This window comes from Mesorhizobium sp. WSM4820, assembly GCF_055811075.1.
The window spans coordinates 56,410-77,404 of record NZ_JBVVQN010000016.1 but is presented as its reverse complement, the minus strand read 5'-3'; the positions used below and the strand labels follow the sequence as shown (position 1 = coordinate 77,404).

At 58.8% G+C, this 20,995-nt stretch carries 15 protein-coding genes; 10 read left to right on the top strand and 5 right to left on the bottom strand.

Features of this window, described 5'->3' with window-relative positions; genetic code table 11:
• Positions 1-270: 270 nt before the first annotated feature.
• The 3 genes from AC0L2R_RS24055 to AC0L2R_RS24045 all read right to left on the bottom strand — a co-directional run bounded on the left by AC0L2R_RS24055 (position 271) and on the right by AC0L2R_RS24045 (position 5,096).
• On the bottom strand, positions 271-732 hold the full coding sequence (locus tag AC0L2R_RS24055) for a transposase (RefSeq protein ID WP_473511966.1): 462 nt from the start codon (positions 730-732) through the stop codon (positions 271-273).
• Between the two features lie 1,658 nt (positions 733-2,390).
• Positions 2,391-3,455, bottom strand: coding sequence for a LacI family DNA-binding transcriptional regulator (locus tag AC0L2R_RS24050; protein WP_065011499.1), 1,065 nt, complete (start codon positions 3,453-3,455; stop codon positions 2,391-2,393).
• A 282-nt stretch (positions 3,456-3,737) separates the two neighbouring features.
• Complete coding sequence (locus AC0L2R_RS24045) at positions 3,738-5,096, bottom strand: dicarboxylate/amino acid:cation symporter (protein WP_095780352.1); 1,359 nt, start codon at positions 5,094-5,096, stop codon at positions 3,738-3,740.
• Between the two features lie 1,097 nt (positions 5,097-6,193).
• Here AC0L2R_RS24045 and nifA point away from each other — a divergent pair.
• The 4 genes from nifA (at position 6,194) to AC0L2R_RS24025 (ending at position 11,893) form a co-directional block, all read left to right on the top strand.
• The gene (gene nifA / locus AC0L2R_RS24040; RefSeq protein WP_473512039.1) at positions 6,194-7,978 is read left to right on the top strand and encodes a nif-specific transcriptional activator NifA; all 1,785 of its coding nucleotides are present in this window, start codon (positions 6,194-6,196) and stop codon (positions 7,976-7,978) included.
• Between the two features lie 234 nt (positions 7,979-8,212).
• Complete coding sequence (gene hisC, locus AC0L2R_RS24035) at positions 8,213-9,361, top strand: histidinol-phosphate transaminase (protein ID WP_473511965.1); 1,149 nt, start codon at positions 8,213-8,215, stop codon at positions 9,359-9,361.
• Between the two features lie 86 nt (positions 9,362-9,447).
• Positions 9,448-10,476 (top strand): LLM class flavin-dependent oxidoreductase, encoded by a 1,029-nt coding sequence (locus AC0L2R_RS24030; protein ID WP_473511963.1) that lies wholly within the window; start codon positions 9,448-9,450, stop codon positions 10,474-10,476.
• Positions 10,477-10,777: 301 nt separating this feature from the next.
• Positions 10,778-11,893, top strand: coding sequence for a Fic family protein (locus AC0L2R_RS24025; RefSeq protein WP_473511961.1), 1,116 nt, complete (start codon positions 10,778-10,780; stop codon positions 11,891-11,893).
• Positions 11,894-12,415: 522 nt separating this feature from the next.
• Here AC0L2R_RS24025 and AC0L2R_RS24020 read toward each other — a convergent pair.
• Positions 12,416-12,838, bottom strand: a complete 423-nt coding sequence (locus AC0L2R_RS24020; RefSeq protein WP_065008538.1) for a MerR family transcriptional regulator — start codon at positions 12,836-12,838, stop codon at positions 12,416-12,418.
• 70 nt (positions 12,839-12,908) lie between these two features.
• On the opposite strand from AC0L2R_RS24020, the gene AC0L2R_RS24015 reads away from it, so the two are divergent.
• From AC0L2R_RS24015 to AC0L2R_RS23990, 6 genes are all read left to right on the top strand, one after another.
• Complete coding sequence (locus AC0L2R_RS24015) at positions 12,909-15,155, top strand: heavy metal translocating P-type ATPase (RefSeq protein WP_473511960.1); 2,247 nt, start codon at positions 12,909-12,911, stop codon at positions 15,153-15,155.
• 581 nt (positions 15,156-15,736) lie between these two features.
• Complete coding sequence (locus tag AC0L2R_RS24010; protein ID WP_473511958.1) at positions 15,737-16,822, top strand: ComEC/Rec2 family competence protein; 1,086 nt, start codon at positions 15,737-15,739, stop codon at positions 16,820-16,822.
• Between the two features lie 16 nt (positions 16,823-16,838).
• The gene (locus AC0L2R_RS24005) at positions 16,839-17,591 is read left to right on the top strand and encodes a hypothetical protein (RefSeq protein ID WP_473511957.1); all 753 of its coding nucleotides are present in this window, start codon (positions 16,839-16,841) and stop codon (positions 17,589-17,591) included.
• Positions 17,575-18,048 (top strand): hypothetical protein, encoded by a 474-nt coding sequence (locus AC0L2R_RS24000; RefSeq protein ID WP_473511955.1) that lies wholly within the window; start codon positions 17,575-17,577, stop codon positions 18,046-18,048. The genes AC0L2R_RS24005 and AC0L2R_RS24000 overlap by 17 nt, the downstream gene beginning before the upstream one ends.
• Before the next feature lie 578 nt (positions 18,049-18,626).
• Positions 18,627-19,502, top strand: a complete 876-nt coding sequence (locus AC0L2R_RS23995) for an ATP-dependent DNA ligase (protein ID WP_473511954.1) — start codon at positions 18,627-18,629, stop codon at positions 19,500-19,502.
• Positions 19,503-19,855: 353 nt separating this feature from the next.
• Positions 19,856-20,161: a hypothetical protein gene (locus AC0L2R_RS23990; RefSeq protein ID WP_473511952.1), complete on the top strand. Its 306-nt coding sequence runs from the start codon at positions 19,856-19,858 to the stop codon at positions 20,159-20,161.
• Between the two features lie 72 nt (positions 20,162-20,233).
• On the opposite strand, the gene AC0L2R_RS23985 is transcribed toward AC0L2R_RS23990, so the two are convergent.
• Complete coding sequence (locus AC0L2R_RS23985; RefSeq protein WP_473511951.1) at positions 20,234-20,977, bottom strand: hypothetical protein; 744 nt, start codon at positions 20,975-20,977, stop codon at positions 20,234-20,236.
• Positions 20,978-20,995 lie beyond the last annotated feature (18 nt).

Below are 20,995 nucleotides of genomic sequence, written 5' to 3'. Positions count from 1 at the left end.
GAGGGCGGCGGACTCTCGGAATTTTCGGACGAAGAGCAACTGATGGCGGACAAAGGGGGCGAGTGCGCGAAGCCAACCACAGGTGGTCCTGAGGTGATCTTTTTCTAGGACCGCGGTCGCGCAGCAGCTGCTTCACCTAGGCGGCCTCTCCGGGATTCACCGACGACCCGCTTCATCCGACCAGAAGTGCCGGTGCCAGACCCGCAGTTATGGGCTCTCGGATAGCGCGCGGACAAGAATTCTGGCGCTCCGATCTGCGATTCAGCGTTATTAAAACCCCAGCTTCCTCTTCAGTTCCGCGTTCTCCTTGCGCAGGCGTTCCGCGAGCAGGCTCTTCAGTCGTTTGTTTTCTTCCTCAAGCGCGACGAGGTCCTTCAGATCGTCACCAACCGATGCGGGCAACGCAGCTTTCTTCCATTGATAGTAGGTCTGTTCCGAAATGCCGGCCTGCTTTACGGCGCTCTTGAGGGTGGCGCCGCCACTGATAGACTTCTGTATCAGGGCGAGCATCTGGGCGCGCTCCTTTTCAGAGTAGATCTTACGTCCGGTCCGCACGGTCGCTGCTGGTGCTTCCTCCGCCTGAGACGCCGCATTGGGCGCTTTCCGAGCAGGCGGCCTAGGCTCAGCCTTCGCTTTCGGCGACCGTTTGGCTTTCTTCTTTTGAGGCCCCTCTACCTTGGCTGCCGGTTGCGTTGCAGTTATTTCTGGTTCTGCGTCCAGGGGATTTGCCATGAGATACTCCGCTCGCGGTTTGTGCAAGTGTTCAGCATCAAGCGCTACAACACTTGAGTCAACAGGGCGACCATTTGGCAACTCCATCTCCTCGAGTTCCCTTGTTGTCTCGGCCATTGCTGCGGTAAGATCGACATCGCTCCAGATCGAACGACTCCGTTTTTGAGAACTGCGCTTCTGTCTAATCTCCACCGTGAATGCTCGGGGCTGCCGCCTCATAGGTCGTTCCTTGTGAACACGAATTATGCAGGAAGTCGCGGCAGACGACGGATGAAGGTCTGGCCGCTTCTTCTGTAGCCGAGCTATATGCATCCGACCGCCCGAGCAAGCCCCGCTGGCGACGCACACCCCGGAACAGACCGGTTCCTATGAGCACCTAAGAGCAAGTATGCAATGCCATCTCGGGACCGAGGAGATGGTGGATTCCCGCAGCATGCAAAAGCTATCTCCCGTGTTTTCGATGGTAGCGCGACGGCTGGCATCCGAACTGAAAGGAGCTGCTCAAGAGCTGCGATCCAATCTGCGCTGGCAATGCAGGACGGCATACCTCCGAAGGCCGGTGCTACCGACGCTAGCCTGCTGATTAAAAACATGAACCGACATCGGTTGGCGCCGAAGAACGGACAGCTGCGCAGAATTGGCGAGCGGGGAGAGGCGAGGGCACGAGCCGAGTCGAACTCGCATCGAGCGTCGTCCGGCAGCGGCAGAGCATGACAGGCTTCTTCGACAAGAACGGAGCCTGACCGAAGCTACTCGTCGCCGCAGTCGTTGCTGGGGCGACCCTTCTTTCACGAGTACCGCGGCGGCGGCCGCCTGGTCGGAACGTCGTCCCGGTACTGACCGAGTGAATTTTGCGGAGCCACGCAGCGGCGTCGTGCGCAATCGGGAAAGCCAATATAGGCTTGCCCTGGGCAGCACGTTTTCGTGGCCCGCGGAGTGCATAAATTCCCCGAGCCTTCACCGGGCCGCTATACCTCTTGGGAGCGAGTTTGCCACGCTCACGATATGTCCGGAAAAGTTGTTTCCCCTGTCACGCCGAGCTTCAAGCCGCTTCACTTGTGTTCGCCTCCTCCTGAAGGCCTGCCAACCCGCTTTTCGGTTCGATCGATGGCGCGTTCTCAAGGCCGATCGTGGCCGTGATGTCGACGGTGAGGTTTGGGAATGCTGAAGGACGCACGCCTGGTTGCCTCTCCGGCAGCCAGGCGATCACGGGGGACTTCGCTGAGCCATCAGCAAGCATTGCTGCAAAACGGCGCCAAAACTGCCCCTGACCGGCCTCGGCGTCGCCCGACCATTAGTGAGCGGTCCGACTCTGGGCAACGCACCGCTCCTGTTCGGAACACCGCATGAAGCGAAAGAGCCATTTTGGTGGGCCCGTTATGCTTCGTCCAGCAAACGATCGGCGGACGCGAGCAGCTTGTGAGGGATGCAGCCGAATGCAGCGCTGCTCCCACAACTGGCGAAGCTCCTTTGTAAGAGCTTCACGCTTAGCTTCATCTAACGTGATTGAATTGAGGAGATCCCCCAGCACGGCTTCGGCCTCGATCTGAATGAGCAGAGCGTACACTTCATTTGAAATGCGCACACTGTCCCGAGTGGAGTGGATTGCGCGGGCATTTATGAAAGGAATGTCGGCCATGGCGATAGATCACATCATTTCAGATGTTTTCCGGCAGATAGATGTCAAACGGGAGAAATGTCTGCCCCGGCGTCTCCGCGGTGCCGGTCCTGATGGCGCGATCCATCAGCAACATCAGCTCCTGGCAAAGTCGGCGCAGTGGCGTCGCCACCGCCATCGTGATGATGTCGTCCGCGAGGGCCTCCCGCGACTCCGGCGTGATTTCATTCACGATCGCGACGAGATCCTGGCCTTTGCCCTCTTCCCGGAGCGCGGAGATAGCCCCCTCCATGCCACCGCCGGCCATGTAGAAGCCGACGAGCTCAGGTTCCCGCTGCATAAGATCCAGCAGCGCCTCGTAGGTGATCTGTCGCTTCTCAAGATTGACGAGCGTATCCAGCACCTCGAATGCTGGCTCGTTCTCACGGAAATAGGAACGAAACCCGCTTTCCCGCAGCTCATGACCCTGGAAACGGTGGCTGCCGACAAACACGGCCACCTTGCCAGACCGTTTAGCGACCTTGGAGAACATCCAAGCTGCCGTCCGACCGACGCTGCGGTTGTTGAGACCTATGTAGCCCTCGCGCACGCCGGCGGCGAAGTCAGAAAGTAGCGAAAAGACCGGGATGCCTTTCGCCTTGAGCTCCTCGACTGCTGCCGTGATCTTCGGGTGATCTGGCGCCACCATGGCGATCGCGTGGCATCGGCTACCAAGATCCTTAAGCAGTGCCGTCAGATCCCCAGGCAAATGTGACGGCGCGAATTCGATGAGCGGAATGCCGTGGAAGCAGTGGGCCGAACTGACCGACGCCTCGACCTCGCGCGCGAACTCCTGGTAGAAATGCTGGGCCGGTTTCCTCAAGATGAAGCCCAGCCGGTAGCGGGGCAGGTCCTTTCCCATGCGCTGTTTGATAAGTCCCGCAGCATGATAGCCGATCGCGTGGGCCGCGTGGTGGACGCGACGCGCGGTCTCCTCCCGCACCGGAAGGCGAGCGTTCAGCACCCGATCGACCGTTGCCACGCTCACCCCCGCTTCGCGGGCGAGATCGGCAATTGTAGGGCGCTTTGCCGTCGCTCCGATTTTGATCGGCTGGCGCTCCGTCATCCGGTGCGTGCCGGCGACGGATTGGGGCGGCAAAGTGGTTTCGGCATCCTCCCCGATCGACGGCCTATACATTGATCAGCGCTCCAGGCGCACCCGGGCGCGTCTCGGTCTGCGGTCCGTTTCCATAGGGCGTGCATGTTTCTTGTCCTCACCGCATTTGATGCTTCTGATCTGTGGCCCGCGAACCGCTGTTTAGACCCGGCGAGCCGATTGTTTGGTGGCTGATGAGCCGGCGACTTGGCTGGTCGCGCTGCAGCAATCTTGCTGGGGCGCGTGGTCGGTTTAATCTCTCGGCAAGCTCCCGTAGAAGGCAGCTTTCATGCGCGTTTCGTCCAGTTCGCCTTCCCAGCGGGCGACAACCAGCGAGGCCACCGCATTGCCGATTACGTTCGTCAGCGCTCGGCATTCGGACATGAAGCGGTCCACGCCAAGGATGAGGGCCATCCCAGCAACGGGAACGCTTGGTATTACGGAGAGCGTAGCAGCCAAGGTGATAAAGCCGGCCCCTGTTATACCTGCGGCACCTTTCGAGGAAAGCATCGCGACAAGCAATAGGAATATCTGATCGGGAATCGACAAGTGCGTGTTCGTTGCCTGGGCGATGAAGAGGGCGGCGAGCGTCATGTAGATATTGGTGCCGTCCAGATTAAAGGAATATCCAGTCGGGATAACGAGACCCACGACGGAACGCTTCGCGCCGGCGTTCTCCATCTTCGCGATGAGCGAAGGCAGTGCGGCCTCCGAGGAGGACGTTGCCAGGACCAGCAGCAGCTCTTCCTTGATGTAGCGCACGAGAGAAAAGATCGAGAAGCCGTTGTATCGGCAGACCGCGCCTAGAATCCCGAATACGAAGAGGAAGGCGGTGAAATAGAACGTCGCGACCAGCATAGCGAGGTTGGCCACCGAACCGATCCCATATTTGCCGATGGTAAAGGCCATGGCGCCGAAAGCGCCGACGGGCGCGGCCCTCATCAGAATGCCGACCAGCTTGAACACCGGCGCGAGGAGCGCCTGAAGCAAAGAAAGCACAGGCTTGCCCGTGTCGCCGACCATCGCCAGAGCGATGCCGAACAGCACCGAGAAGAACAGGACCTGCATGATGTCGCCTTCGGCGAAGGCACTAACGATCGTCGAGGGAATGATGTTCATCAGGAAGCCGGTCACCGACTGCTCGTGGACCTTGGCGGCATAGCCCTTCACGGCCTGGGCATCGAGCGACGCCGGATCGATATTCAGGCCGGCACCCGGCTGAACGACATTTGCGACAATGAGACCGACAATCAATGCGAGGCTCGAGAAGGTGAGAAAATAGATCATTGCTTTGCCGGCGACGCGGCCGACCTTCTTGAGGTCATTCATACCGGCAATGCCGGTCGTCACGGTTAGAAAGATCACCGGCGCGATGATCATCTTGACGAGCTTGATGAAGGCATCGCCGAGCGGCTTCAGGCTCTCGCCGACGTCCGGGTAGAAATACCCAACTGCGACACCGAGTGCGATGGCGGTAAGCACCTGAATGTAGGGCTGGGCGCAGAAGGCCTTGCGGGGCGCAGGACCCGCGCTTCGGATTGGTGAAACCAACAGCTTTTCTCTCCCTGACCGGGTCGCGGTGGGGTCTCCTCCCTCCCGCGCTTCTCCCATCGCGGCGCTCCGGTCACGCGCTGCTGGCATGTCGACAGCAAGTGTCGTGCCAAGTGAAGGCCCGCGCCCAATAAGGTATTCCTCCGCTCGGTGAGGCAGCCTCAGTAAGGGCGGGTTGTGCGAGCTTCCGCACTGTTGCCGTCATCTCGGGCGAAATCCCGCACTAACGCCAGCTTTGCACCCATTGCTTTAGCCTGACAGCCACCAGTCGCTAACTCTGGCATCCGCTGTGCTCGCTCGCTTCTTTGTCGCATTTGCGACCCGGCCGGGCACGGAAGTGGAGGATTCCCTACACGAGGCTGGCTCTTACCGCGCTCCCGCTGCAGCCGTGGCATCCCGACGGGTCGTCGATAAGACCGAATGATTCACCGGACCTGGCGCGCATCAGTGCGACTCAGAAGATGCTTCATAGCGCGAACACTTTGGCCGCTCGACGACACTTCGGGCCGTAGTGTCCGACGAGCCGCCCTAACGCCGACAGCATCCCGGAGGCGTCGACCTCCGTACGCTCACCGCGCGGGGCATCCATGAACACGCCGGGGTAACTCTGCCGTTCGAGATCGATCTGTCGGCAAATCTCAGTTGATGGAATTCTATCATGTTCTCCTGCTTTCCTTTCAGAAATGCGAGGAAAGCTCGGTTGACTAGCCATCCTCGTTCCCGCTCTGTAGGGCAACGTGTGGTTGCGCTCCGGAAGCCTGAACCGCGCCTCAGTTCAGTAAGGGATAGCCAAGCCATGCATCAAGCCTTGCCTCCGGCGTCTTCCGGGCTTGCCCCTCGTCAGGCCCTGACCGACGCCCAAAACCGTGACCCACACGTGATCTTATGCAAGGCAGTATGTCGCCTGCGGAACTCTGGCGTCCTCCCGCCGACACATCACGACTACCCGCATCAACGTCTCAAGCGTTCCGGTAAGCGGCTCTCACCCGTAAGCAAGTGCGCCAATCATGCTGCGGCTCGCGGTGCGAAGACATTCTTGTTGGTGCCGGCCATCGGTGGCTCGGGCCCTGATGCCATCTGATGATGCGTTTACGCCGGGGGACATCGCAGATCCAGATGGCGCGGCGTTGCTGTCGCGGCCCAAGATCGAGGATGACATGTCAGATCAGGACAATGGTCGCCAATCTGAAGACAGTGCTGAGCAGACTTCGTCAAGCTGCACATCATTGCACGACACCAAAAGGGATGACTCGGAACCCGCCATTCTGCCGTCGCGCGCGAGCGCGCTTGCCGGCATCTACGAAATTTCGAAAGCGCTCACCGCCCCCTCCGGGCTCGAGGTCAGGCTGGCCAAGGTTGTAGACCTGCTGCGATCGTTTCTGCAGATGAGGCACGGCATCATCTCTCTTTTCGACGGTGATGGCGAACTGGAGATCATCGCAGGCGCCGGCCGAACCGAGAGCTGCAGTGAGCGCTGCCGGACGTACCTGCCACGAAATGCAATCGACCAGGTTTTGGCGACGGACAAGCCCCTGGCCACCGAGAACATCGCGGTTCATCCGGCTTTCGCCGCCGCCGACATGGACGTGCTCGGGGCTTCCGACGGCATACCAGTGTCCTTCGTCGGCGTTCCCATTCGCGTCGATGCAAATGTCGTGGGCACGCTGACCATCGACCACGTACTGCGCCATGGCTCAAGAGTTTGGCTCGATTACAGCCTCTGTCTGCTCCCGCTAATCGCCAACCTGGTAGGGCAGGCAGTGAAGTCGCATCGCTCTTTCGAGGGCGACCGCGAACAACCAATGGCAAAGCAGGACTCCCTGCCAAAGCAGAAGCGCCTGGCCCCGCAGCGTAACACTCACGTGGAGGGGATGATTGGCGACAGTTTGGCGTTGCGCGGTCTGCTTGAGAAGGTCGCGCTCGTAGCCAAGGCCAAGATTGCGGTTCTGTTGCGAGGCGAATCCGGTACCGGGAAGGAGCTGGTCGCCAAGGCTATCCACGAGTTGTCCCCGCGCGCCAAGCGGCCCTTCATCAAACTCAATTGCGCGGCGCTACCCGAGACTGTGCTGGAATCCGAATTGTTCGGCCATGAAAAGGGTGCATTCACAAGTGCGTTCAACTCGCGCAAGGGGCGCTTTGAGCTCGCCGACAAGGGGACATTGTTCCTAGACGAGATCGGCGAGATTTCGGCCTCGTTCCAGGCAAAGCTCTTGCGCGTGCTGCAGGAGCAGGAGTTTGAGCGGGTCGGGGGCAACCAGACCATTAAAGTCGACGTCCGCATCATTGCCGCTACGAACAAGAACCTGGAAGAGGCAGTTGCCAGAAACGAGTTCCGTGCCGACCTCTACTACCGCATCAGTGTTGTTCCCTTGCTGGTGCCGGCGCTTCGCGAAAGGCGCAGCGATATTCCGCTCCTCGCAGCTGAGTTTCTCAAGAATTTCAACGATGAGAATGGCCTTATGTTGACCTTCGATCCGAGCGCGATCGAAGTACTGGTAAACTGTGACTTTCCCGGCAACATTCGCGAATTGGAAAACTGCGTGTATCGGACCGCGGTTCTGGCGGCGGGGCCATCAATCGGGAAAGATGACTTTGCATGCTGCCAAGACAAATGCTTCGCCGAGGCGCTGCATAATTGCAGACTTGGCAAAGTCGCGCTGCAACCCTCGCCGATCGGGCCGCTACCATTGGTTCGGGCCATGCCGCCGGCTGCTGGGGTTAGTTCTGCCGCCGTCCCACCGCCGTCAGCGACCGAAGGGCAGCCGCCGCTGGACCCAGTCGGGGTAGTCCACTCTGCGAGAATGGCCGATGCCGAACGTGTCATCCAGGCGATGGAGAGATGTGGCTGGGTCCAGGCAAAGGCGGCACGCCTGCTCGGACTGACGCCGCGCCAGATCGGCTACGTGTTGAGGAAATACGGCATCGAGATCAAGCGTCTTTGAACAAATCACCGAGCCGAGTAGCTGGGACAATCAAGCATTCGTGCCTTGGCGCCTTGAGACGAGTGATGCGGGGGCTCCTGCAATTCCGATCCGATCGCACAGGCCGCGCTGCCCCCGCGGTCGTCGCCCCACCGTGCACCCGGGTCTGACGGCAGCGCTATCGTCGGTGGTCCAGGCCATCTCTTGATCACCAGCTCGTACCGGACGCACTGAGACCGAAACGGAGAAAAATTGATGTCTGATGCAAAACTGCAAACTGTGCTTTCTTCCCTTTCGCAAGTAGCGGGACAGTTAGATGTTCTGCTGTCCGACAAACCGGCGCCGGATCCTTGTTGCGTCAAGCTAAACACGAACGAGAACCCGTTTCCGTTGCCGAAAGCCATAATGCAAAGTGCGATGGCGGCTCTCGAACGGCAATATCTATATCCAGAAGACGACAACGTCAGCTTGAGGCAAGCAGCGTCGGAAGCCTACGGCGTCTCGAAGGATCAGGTGATCGCCGGAAACGGATCGTCTGAACTGCTCGGGCTTATCTACAGAGCTTTCCTGGTTCCAGGAGACAGAATGGCGATGGTGTCGCCGGGGTTTTCGTTCAACCGCAAACTTGCCCGTTTGCAGGGTGCTCAATTTCTCGAAATCGGATGGTGCGCAGATCATTCCTTGCCCGTCGAAGACTTGCTTTCGGGACCAGCAAAAGATGCCAAGTTCATTCTGCTGGCCAACCCAAACAATCCGACCGGGACGTTTGTTCCTATGGCCGATGTTGAACGCCTGGTATCACAATCAGACCGTCTGATTGTCTTGGATGAGGCCTATGTCGATTTTGCACCGGACAATGGTCTGCATCTCCTCGATCGCTATCCAAACCTCCTGATCTTGAGAACATTCTCGAAAAGCTATGCCACCGCCGGCATTCGCGTCGGGTTCGGACTTGGCCACCCCGAAATCATTGGCAGGCTGCGGGATCTCCAGAACGTCTTCAACATGAATGTGATCGGCCAGGCGGTTGGCATCAGTGTGCTTGGGCACCGCGCCGCCTATGCCGAGAACCACAAGCACATCAAGCATGAAAGACAGCGAGTGACAGTGGCACTGTCGAAACTCGGATTTTCCGTAATACCTTCTCACGCAAATTTCCTGCTAGCGCGTGTTCCACCGGGGCAGGAAGGCTCATGGTGGCAAGCAGCCTTGGAAAGGCAAAAGATACTCGTCGCCTTCTTTCCGGATGCAGGGCTGGAAAATTACATCCGCATCAGCATCGGTACGAAAACCGAGATGGATGAATTCCTTGAGGCCGCCAGAGAGATAGCTGGAAGGGCGGAGAAAACGGTCCCGCTGTGCCGGCCGTCAGCGGCCGCTCCTTCTGCCTTAACCAGTCGATAGTTCCCCGCGATTTCAGCGCACCAATAATTTGGATTTGCTTGCATCATTGCGAGCCACGAACTGTTGCAAAGAGTTGGAGAAAATTCGTGAAGAATGCCTTCCCCCGGGGCCTGACCTTCGGCATATTCGACCATCTGGACGAGGACGGCTGCGAGATTGCCCGGCAATACGCCAATCGCCTGAGTTTGGCAGAGGCGTGCGATCACCTTGGTTTCTATGCATATCATCTGGCAGAGCACCACTGCACTCCGCACGGGAGGAGCCCATCGCCGAATCTGTTCTTATCCAGCGTCGTCCAGCGCACCCGGCACCTTCGCGTCGGCCCGATGGTAATGCTCCTTGCTCTTTATCATCCGCTGCGTGCGTTCGAGGAGATCTGCATGCTCGACCAATTGAGTGGTGGCAGGGTCGAACTGGGCATAGGGCGCGGCTCTCTCCCAGTCGAACTGGGTTACTTCGGGATTGCTGCGGAGGCGGCGCCAGGTCACTATGCGGAAGCCAGCGAAATCCTTATCAAGGCGATGAAGGGCGACACGCTGTCCTATCGCGGCCGCCATTTTGAGCTGAATGACGTCCCTTTGACGCTGAGATCTCATCAGCGCCCCCATCCACCGACGTGGATCGCCACCAATAGACCCGAGTCGGCCAGCTGGGCCGCTTCAAGCGGCGCCAATATCGCGTGCCTGGGACCTGCCTCTTCTGTTCGCAGAATTACAGATGCATTCCGAGCCTGCCGGGAGCGCAGTGCCGACGCGGACGCGCCAGGGCCATTTCTTGGAATGCTCCGCATGGTCGTGATCGCGCGATCGGAAACAGATGCATATGCGCTCGCGGCACCCGCTTACGAACGATGGCTCAAGAGCTTCAGGTTCCTCTACGACCTCAATGCGCTCCAGACGCCCCCAAATCTGCCGCTGAGCTTGGATGCAGCAATCGAAAGCGAATTGTGCGTGGTGGGAACGGCATCTTCCGCGCGACAAGCTCTTCTTGATCAGCTCGAAGAGGCCGGTGCTAATTATCTACTTTGCCAACTTGCATTTGGGAATCTGTCCTTAGACGCTTCGCTATACACCGCAAGGACGATCCAATCTGAAATCATGGCTCGAGTTACCTGATGTGAAATGCGCGTTCCGCGTTCGGTGTTGAATTTCTCCGGCGCACCATCACCTTCCCGGTCCCGCGCATGATGCTGATATAGTGCTTGGTATGTGGGTGGAGGGCGCGCACGCTTGTGGAGGCCCTGGATAGTTGGAGCGACCGGCCTGCCGATTAAGAAATCGCCCCGATTTCGTTTTCGCAAGAGAGGGCGAACTTGTGCGTACCTGGGAAAAGCCCCGGTCGTTCTGAGGCATAGAGAAGGTTGCTATAGCTCATTATTTACGGTATTATGAGTTATAGAAAGGTGCGCTATAACTCATGGTATGGAATTGGGAGCAGGCTGACTGGCCGCATTTTACCTACGCTAAGGAGGAATTGGAACCGCTGGAAAGCGAGTTCCTGTTGCGATCGGGCGAGTTCCTGGGTGTCTTTCGTCATGTCGGCGCCGACGATCGCGACCAGATCCGCATCGACCTTATCAGCGAAGAGGCCTTGAAGACGTCAGCGATCGAAGGCGAGTACCTCAACCGCGAGAGTCTGCAATCATCCCTGCGCCAGCAACTTGGGCTGGGCGGCGAGACCAGGCGCATTCCACCTGCCGAGCGCGGCATCGCTGAAATGATGGCCGACGTGTATTTACATTTTGGCCATGCCCTCTCGCATCGCACTCTCTACGCTTGGCACAAGATGGTGATGTCGGGGGAACGGCGTATTGAGACCATTGGCAATTACCGCCAGCATGCCGACGTCATGCAGATCGTTTCCAATCGGCTGGATAAGCCCAAAGTGCATTTCGAGGCACCTCCCTCAGCGCGGGTCAAAGCCGAAATGGATGCTTTCACCGCTTGGTTCAACGATACCGCGCCTAAAGGTAAGACGCCGCTCCCGGCGTTGACGCGAGCCGGTATCGCGCACCTTTATTTCGAGAGCATCCACCCATTTGAGGATGGCAACGGCCGCATAGGCCGTGCCCTCTGCGAAAAGGCGCTTGCTCAAAGCCTGGGTGAACCAAGTCTCATCGCTTTGGCATACACGATCGAACGCCACCGCAAGGCCTATTACGACAACCTGCAGGCCAGCAATAAGAGCAACGCGGTAACAAATTGGCTGCTCTACTTTGCCAACACGATCCTTGAAGCGCAACGCGTAACGCTGGTCCGCGTCGAATTCTCCGTAGCTAAAGCCAAGTTTTACGAACGCTACCGAAACCAGTTCAACGAGCGGCAGGAAAAGGTCATCGCCAGAATGTTCCGCGAAGGCATCGACGGGTTCAAAGGAGGACTCAGCGCCGAGAATTACATCGCCATCACTCAAGCATCGCGCGCGACGGCGACAAGAGATCTGCAAGACCTCGTTTCCAAGGGCGCGATGACAAGAACTGGCGAACGGCGACACACGCGTTACGCCCTGAACATTCTGGATGAGCGCAGGTAAACCGCAGCAAAGATTTATTGCCACCTTACTCGCGCAGCGACCTGCCAGGTTTTGAGCAAAAGGTCTATGAATTCAGGATCGCGCTGGGCAAAGCCTGAGCGCACCAAGTCCGACTTAAACGGGTCCGTGCTGCATTTCGCTGAAAATTCAGGGCAACGGTTGCGGTCTCAGCGCGTTTTTATGTTCAAGTTTCGGCAATGTTCATGGCGCTTCGGGCGACCGAAGCAATAACGGCCAAAGCATCGGCGTTGCCGTCGGGCTTCGCCTCTCTCAAATCACGTTCGGTCTGGCCCATCTGGTTTGTATATAAGCAAAGCAAATCACGTCCTTGTGACGCGCCGATGCAAGGAATAGAGGGCCGCTGCTACCGATTCCGGACAGTTGCCGAAGTGCAAGCCGCACTTCAACTCGGTGGCTTAGCGTGGTCAAAACCATCACCTCGCCGTCCGGTCGCTCCTCATGACCTGGAGGGTGGCGAAAGGCCGGCTCACGAATGATTAGATCGTTCGAAATCGGATCCAGTCAGTGCCGGGCGTGTTCGCATTGGCTGTGATCGGCCAGCACCTCAATTACCCGGCATTCGCCGACCTTCCCGTGCCGGCAGCCTTCGACCATGAGTTCAAGTTCGGCCTTCAATGCCGTGAGGCTGCGTATCCGCTGAACGACGTCGGCCAGCCGAGCCTGGGCTATGGTGTCGGCCGTGGCGCAGGGCTGGCTAGGATTATCCTGCAACGTCAGCAGAGTGCGGATGGCTTCGATGCCGAACCCCAACTCGCGTGAATGGCGAATAAACGCCAGCCGGCGCAAATCGCTGGTTTCATAGTGCCGTCGATTGCCCTCGCTGCGGTTCGGCGCGGGCAGCAGGCCGATCTGCTCATAGTAGCGGATGGTCGGCACTTTCACGCCGCTCTGTCGTGCCGCTTCGCCAATCGGGACACTGCGCATGATTTTTCGCTTGCTCCTCTAGTCGCTAGAGAATGTAGCGTGCCGCCGGAATGGTTCAAGGAGTGAGACGATGGCTGTAACCGCCCCACAAACCCGTTATCGCGTTGAAGGCATGGATTGTGCCGGCTGCGCGACGAAAATCGATAGCGCGGTGCGCCGCATGCATGGCGTCCGGGATGTGAACGTCTCGGTCACTGCCGGCACCATGACCGTCAGGCACACTGCCGAAAGCGACCTCGCCGCGATCGAAAAGAAGGTGACGAGCCTCGGCTATTCTGTGGCTCAGCTCACGAGCGAAGCCGGACAGATTGCCAAGTCGGTCGGGCACGGCACCAAAGGCGGCCATGACCACGCTGGCCACGACCATGCTGGCCGCGACCATGCCGGCACAGCCAAAGATGACCACGACGACGTGAAGGGCTTGCATGGCCACGACCACACGCCGGCCACGGGGCCGTGGTGGAACAGCGCCAAAGGCCGGCTGAGCATCGCCAGCGGCGCCGCATTGGCCGTAGCTTTTGCGATTCACTATGTCTGGCCGGCCACCGGCGTCTGGCTTTTCATTGCCGCCATGCTGATCGGACTGGTGCCGATTGCACGGCGAGCTGTGATGGCAGCGCTCGCCGGCATTCCCTTCACCATCGAAATGCTGATGACCATCGCGGCGATTGGCGCCGTCATCATCGGTGCCGGCGAGGAAGCCGCCACCGTGGTCTTCTTGTTCCTCGTCGGCGAGTTGCTGGAAGGCGTTGCCGCCGGCAAGGCGCGCTCCAGCATCCAGGCGCTGACCACGCTGGTGCCCAAGACGGCATTCCTGGAGGAGAATGGCGCCACGCGCGAAGTTCCTGCCGAAGTCCTTGGGGTTGGCGCCGTCATTCTGGTGCGGCCGGGCGATCGCATTCCAGCCGACGGCAAGATCATCGAGGGCGAAAGCGCCATCGATGAATCGCCGGTGTCGGGGGAAAGCGTGCCGGTGCGCAAGGGCGTCGACGCGGATGTATTCGCCGGCACCATCAATGGCGACGGCGTGTTGCGCATCACCGTCACGGCTGCGGCGTCCGACAACACCATCGCCCGCATCGTCAAGCTGGTCGAGGAGGCCCAGGAAAGCAAGGCGCCGACGGAACGCTTCATCGACCGTTTCTCACGCTGGTATACGCCCGCCGTCGTCGCCGTGGGGGCACTGGTGGCCGTCGTCCCGCCGCTGGCCTTCGGCGGCGACTGGAACGAATGGATCTACAAAGGCCTGGCGCTGCTGCTCATCGGCTGCCCCTGCGCGCTCGTCATATCGGTGCCGGCTGCAATCGCCGCCTCGCTCTCGGCCGGCGCCAGGCGTGGTCTTTTAATGAAAGGCGGCGCGGTGCTGGAAGGCTTGGGCAAGATCACCGCCGTGGCTTTGGACAAGACCGGGACGCTGACTGAAGGCAAGCCCGTGGTGACGGATGTCGTGGCCATCGGGATCAGCGAAAAAGAGGTGCTATCGCTGGCCGCTGCACTCGAAACCGGATCGAGCCATCCGCTGGCTCTGGCGATCCTGCGAAAGGCCAAGGCCCAACGCGTGCCGGTGCCGCCGGCGGCAGAGGCCAAGGCGCTCGGCGGCAAGGGCGTCGTCGGTCGCATTGGCGGTAAGAACGTCTTCCTGGGCTCGCCGATCGCTGGAGGCGAGAAGGCCGCGCTCCCGGCCGAGCAGGTGGCCCGCATCGCCGACCTCAACGACCAGGGCAAGTCGGTGTCGGTGCTGCTGATCAACGATGTGCTGGCCGGTTTCATCGCCATGCGCGACGAGCCTCGGCCGGACGCGCAGGCCGGCCTGAAGGCGCTGACCGATGTTGGCATCAGGACTGTCATGCTGACTGGCGACAACCAGCGCACGGCGGCAGCAATCGGCAAGCACCTCGATATCGAGGTGCGCTCGGAACTGCTGCCCGAAGACAAGCAGCGCATTGTCGGCGAGTTGAAAGGGCAGGGGCTGACGGTCGCTAAGGTCGGCGACGGCATCAACGATGCGCCGGCGCTCGCCGCGGCCGACATCGGCATTGCCATGGGCGGCGGCACCGATGTCGCCCTGGAGACGGCAGATGCGGCGGTGCTGCATGGCCGCGTCGGCGATGTCGCGGCGATGATAAAACTGTCTCAGGCGACCATGGCCAGCATCAAGCAGAACATCACCATGGCGTTGGGGCTGAAGGCGGTGTTCCTGGTGACGACCGTAGTCGGCATCACCGGCCTGTGGCCCGCCATTCTCGCCGACACAGGCGCGACGGTGCTGGTGACAGCCAACGCCATGCGGCTGTTGCGCTGGAAAGGTGGGATGTAGATTGCCGCGCCTTTATGTCGTTTGGGACGGCTCGATGAGCAACGCGCACACTGCGGAGTCGCTGAAGAAGATCAAGCGGCTGCCGATACAATTCGCCCGCGCAAGGGCTTCAAGACTCGAGAGGAACTGCCGAGGACAATGTGCCGACCGAAGTCGAAAGGTGAAGGTGATCATGCCCGCCGGGCAGATTGGACCGATTTCAGATGAAGAGCGCCAGGTCGTGCTTGAGTCGACACCGTTGCGGAAGAAATATCATGCCGGGCTCGCAGACCACGTCGCCGGCCGCGCTTTCAACCGGCGCAAGTTGGGGCGAGGGGCATCGACCCGGGTCCGGATGGCGAGGCAATGGAGCCTGTGCCGAACCTCTATCTGCGGCACGTTCCCTCGATCGATATCAGTGCGGCGCCGGGCAAGGGTTCCGCCCGCCGGCTGGCAGAAATGGCTGGCCGGGCGGTTGTTGCTGCCGCTGGACTGAAGATGGCTGGATTCTTATAGAATAATTCGGTGGAATTCCCAGCGTCCAATTAGCAAATCCCCCCACAGGGGCGCATTGTGGCCCGCTGTATTAAAGGGGGTGGGCCATGCCGGATTTTCTCGAAATTGAATTTTTGGATGTCGAAACTCGGAAGAGTGGCGACGCGATTGCAATTCGACACTACGTCAACGGACAAGTGACTATCCAGGTGGTCGACGGCGGGTATGTCGACACCGGAGAAAAACTGGAGCAGCACATAAGAGGCAATTACGGCTCTGGTTATATCCACCACGTCCTCTGCACCCACAATGACGGCGATCATGCCGGCGGTCTTCGCCACATCCTGGAACAGTTTAATGTTGGGGCGCTTTGGATGCTACGGCCGTGGATCTATGCCGCCGAAATTGTCCACCGGTTCAATCGGTACTCGAATGCAGAAAACCTGGCGCGCGCATTGAAGGGCGAATTCTCAAACCTCGCCGCGCTCGAAGAGATTGCCATTCGCCGCGGGATACCAATCTTTGAGCCATTTCAGGGCGCGCAGGTCGGTATTTTTCGTGTCCTATCACCGACCAAGGCGAGATATCTTGATCTTGTTGTCGAGTCCGAGAAATCACCAGCGATCAAACAAACGATGACGTCTGGCCTCGGAAGCGTGCTCGAGTCGATCGGTCAGGTTGCGCGCGCAGCGACTAATTTGGTCAAGCGAGGATGGGGATACGAGGTCTTTTCAACCGAAGCGGTGAGTGCCGAAAACCGGATGTCGGTGGTCCAATTCACCAGGTTCGCCAACCTCACTTACTTGCTGACAGGGGACTGCAACCAAGATTCGCTTGCAGAGGCAGCGATCTACGCGCCATTCGCTGGACTTACTTTGCCGGGCATAGACAAGTTTCAGGTGCCGCATCACGGTTCGCGCAGGGGCCTATCTACTGCCATTCTTGACCAGTGGCTCGGGCCTCGCCTTGCGCAGATGCCAGCCGCAGGACAGGAGCTGTTCTCGGCAATTATCAGCTCGGCGAAGGCCGACGCCGATCACCCGCGAAAAGCAGTGATAAGAGCGATGAAGCATCGCGGAGCGAGGGTGCTCACCACCGAAGGCGGTAACGTGCGAACTGGTTACAATGCTCCTGATCGAGCGGATATGGGGCCAGCGACCCAGGAGCCGTATCCGGATGAGATCGAAGAATAACGACGGATGGGGTCAGATGATGGGTTTTCTCGACGCCTATAGTATCCGCGCGCGGCTTCTCCCGGCGATTTGGGCCATTGCTCCGGCATTAGCGCTTGCGACTGTCGCGGTCACTTGGAACACTTTCAGCTTGCCTCAGGCGATCACGACGGTCTCGGTCGCGGTGATCTTTGTCGGCTTCTCGGACATAGCGCGCAGGTTCGGCAAAAAGGCTGAACGCGAGATTTTCAAAACCACAGGCGGTCGCCCGACTATCACATTGCTTCGGCGCGGAGACCCGCAATTTGCCAACGAGACGAAGGACCGATATCGGAATTTCTTGGCAAAACAGCTTGGCGAACCAGGCCCTGCGGGCGAGATGGAGCTCGACAATCCGCGCAGCGCGGATGGCTTCTACGAGAGATGCGGAAACTGGCTCCGAGAGAGAACTCGTGACACTGCGAGGTTCAAAATCTTGTTCGAGGAAAACAAAACCTATGGGTTCCGCCGCAATTTGTACGGCGCGAAGTGGCCTGCGCTGACGCTCAACTCATTGGTGGTGGGTATCTGTCTGCTCATCATCTCACGAAAAATGAATGTCCCAAACGACCCTTCTCTCCTCCAAGTCTTCACTGTTTTAGTCATCGCTGCAATCCACGCAGGATTCTTCTTCTTTTTCGTTGGTAAAAAAACGGTCCTTGAAGCTTCCGACCAATACGAACGGCAGCTCATTCTAAGCTGTGAAACTTTAATGTCAGAAGCTGGGGACAAAAGTGCTGGGCGACCCTAATAATCCATGGAGCTGGATGCCGTTTTTCATAATGGTGGTGCTGGTATCGATCGGGGGTTTTATTTCCTATCGCAGTGGAGGGCGAGAAGTCCGAAGGAGGGAGGCGCGTCACGAAAGGATGGCCACGCGGTTGGATGCCCTTTTTGACATCTACAAGATGGAGCCTCGGCACCGCGAAAAAATTATGAGGTACATCAGATACGGCGATCAGTTTGAGCTTCAGGTTCACAACGCCAGCTATTCTCTGATGACCCTGATGGCAGCGATATTAGGTGTTCTCAGTCTCGCAGTAACCATATATTTTTGGGTTAGCCGCTGGCTGCAGGTCTCAAGCTTATTTGTGAGTACTGCTTTCGCCCAAAGTGCAGCAGCCCCGGCGACGCCGCCCAAGCCAGACTTGGGTTGGATGATCCCGTATTTGGCGCTAATGGTAATCGAATCGGGATCGCCTTTTTAGGATCAATTGGGGTGTTGTGGGTTACCAAAGACACTCCGGAGAATCAGGCAAAGTTAAAGTCGGCATCAGACATGGTAAAAATGTTTGGAGGGTTCTTTACCGGAATTGCGACCACGCTGCTCGCGCCCCACTAGCGAGAGTACGACTTCACCAAACTCCAGCCGCATTTAACCGGGAGGCAATGCTCTTCGCGGCGATGTCCCGGCGGCGGCGGAAGATTGAATAGGCCCAGCCGCGGCGTTGGAAGGCCGGCCATGCGGAATCGGTCCAACTCCCGGTTGGTAGACGGGCGCCGGCGGCGCGCATAGGATTTCATTCGATCCGGGCACATCCCGCCCACCCCTCGTGCTTGGTGAACGACTGATCTGCCCGCCGTGCCGAAAGGTGCGGCGGGCTTTTTTGCGTTTGGAACAAAGGCTTGAGACATAAAGTTTGGGTCTTCGCAGCATGTTCTCGCAGACAATTGCTGTGCGACCAGATGGCCGATCAGCCCGCGTCCCGTTCCCCGGGGTGGGCTTTTTATTAGCGGAACCTAAACATTCAAATCTTATTGAATAGGATGGTTGCGTGGGGTTTGCATGAGTGGGGCCAGGCTGGCGTTTATTCCTCCAATGGAGCCCAAGCTGGTCGCCAAGCCGCCCGGTGGCGAGGACTGGATTCACGAGATCAAGCTCGACGGCTACCGCTCCCAGATCGTCATCAATGGACCTGACGTCCGCATCTACACCAAAACCGGCCTCGACTGGTCGGCCAAGTATCGCGACCTGGTCGAAGCCGCGAAGGAACTCGATCTCGGCAGCGCGATCATCGAGGGCGAGACCATCGTCACTAACGAAGCCGGCCTGCCAGACTTTGCCGCACTTCGCAGAGCGATCACGCAGCGCCAGCATGATCTCTATCTCGGCGCCTTCGATCTGCTGCACCTCAACGGCCAGGATCTGCGCGATCTAGCTGTCGAGGAGCGGCGCGAGATCCTGCATGGATTGATCCCGACCGGCAGCCGCATCCAGTTCAGCGAGGAGATGCCTGGCGATGGTGACGCGGTGTACTATCTCGTCGACAAGGCCGGCCTCGAGGGGATCGTTTCGAAGCGCCGCGGCAGCAAGTATCGTAGCGGCCCGACGACGAACTGGCTGAACACAAAGAGCTTCACCGTCGACGAATTCGAGCTGCTGGGCGTCGAGCGTGAGCGGGGCAAAGCGGCGTTCGCACTTTTGGCCGAGCCCGGCACCGGGAACTATGCCGGTTCTGCCTTCATCACGTTGGGCCATGACATACGGGACCGACTGTGGAAGCGTGTCCAGGAACACGCCGGACCGCCGCCCAAGGCCATGAAGAAGCGGCCGGCGACGCAATGGGTCAAACCCGGGGTGAAACTGCGCGTCAAGCATCTTCGTGGCGAGCACGGCCACATACGTCATGCAACGCTGTTGGGTTTCAGTGACGAGGAGTAGCCTCGGTTGGACGACTTAACCGATCGACGGTTTCGATTATGGCCTTAGCCAGCGCTTCACCCTCATGAACCGGCAAGGGACCATAGAGACCCAAGACAGCTTCCTCGCCGGCGGGACACGTCATTTCGATAGCCATGCGAACTAACTGTAGCCCTGCCCGTTCGTCGCGATCGTTTACGGCGCTCTCTCTAATGCGCTTGCGGACTTCTCGGCAAAATCCTGTTCCGGCTCGCTCATGCTGGTGCTCCTGGTTGCGCGATCCGATTAAGCGCAACGCCGCCGTTGATCTTTGGTTTTCGGCTGCTCGCGCAATCAACAGATTGCCTGTAGGTTAGATCCGCGAGGGAGGCACCATGAAACGCAATCCCAGCAAATCCGGATTCGCCAAGCTCATCGCCGTCGACACCACACTGCTATCGGCAGAGCCGTTGATAGGGCTCCTCGAGCTGGAGACGGAAAGCGGCACGATTGAGCTCGCCATGAACTTCTTTCTGCTGTCGTTGAATTTCTCCAGGCCGGCGAAGGAGATGACGCGGCAACGTTTGCAGTCGAGCGTTCGCAGTGAAGCGTCCAGTCTGGACAACCCTAGCGGGGCCAGCCGAATGGTGAAGGCGCCGCGAGAACGCTCGGCTAGGGTTAGGGGCGTCATTCAGGCTTAACGGGCTCAGCAGTTTCCTGAAATTCAATTTTCGCCGTTATCTCGTTCATGGCGTAGTGTACAAACTGCTTTCCTAGATCCGTGAGCTCATAAGGTTCGACTTCGTCAAATGCCGACTTCGCCGTTCGCGGTGCATGACCTGGCGCAGATCGCTTGGCAGTTGGTTTCCTGAGAAATTGCCATCATAGTCCGTAGGGCGATGCTGGCGGATCACGCTTCCGAGCGTCAGATCTCGGATGAGCATTTTGAAAAGATCGGCTTCCGCCGAGTCTTCCCTGACATCTGGCTTATCCAAATTGTCCCACATTGCACCCCGGGTGATACCTGGGTTTCGATAGATTTCTCCGATGACTTCAAAATGGAAATCTGAGTATAGGTCCATCCAGTCGATGAACAATTTAATGACGTCGTCGGAAGTGGTTTTGGCCGCAGCGGAGTTCGCCAAGATATTCCGGATGCGCTCGCGCTTAAATTCTGTGTCGATCGACGGCCAGTTGCGGAACGCCTTTTTCAGCAGCGCCTGATATTCGGGAGACTCTATGCGCTCCTTGATAGCTTCGTCCTTCATGTCCAACCGCGCCACAATTTCCGCGATCGTCTTTCCCTTGTCACGAAGCTCGTCCTCAAGCATCTGGAGCCAGTGCCTCAGAATGTTGGTGACTTGCTCCTGCTCTTGTTCAGACCAGTAGCCGACGCCAGCGGAGATCAAGCCTCCGACGAAGGGAATTGAGCCCGCAAGAGCATTTATCGCTGCTCGGGCAGCCTTCTTCTTGCCGTCCGGCTCCAGTTCATCCTTGTCGATCCTGTCGATTTCCATCGGGGGCAACGTTACGTC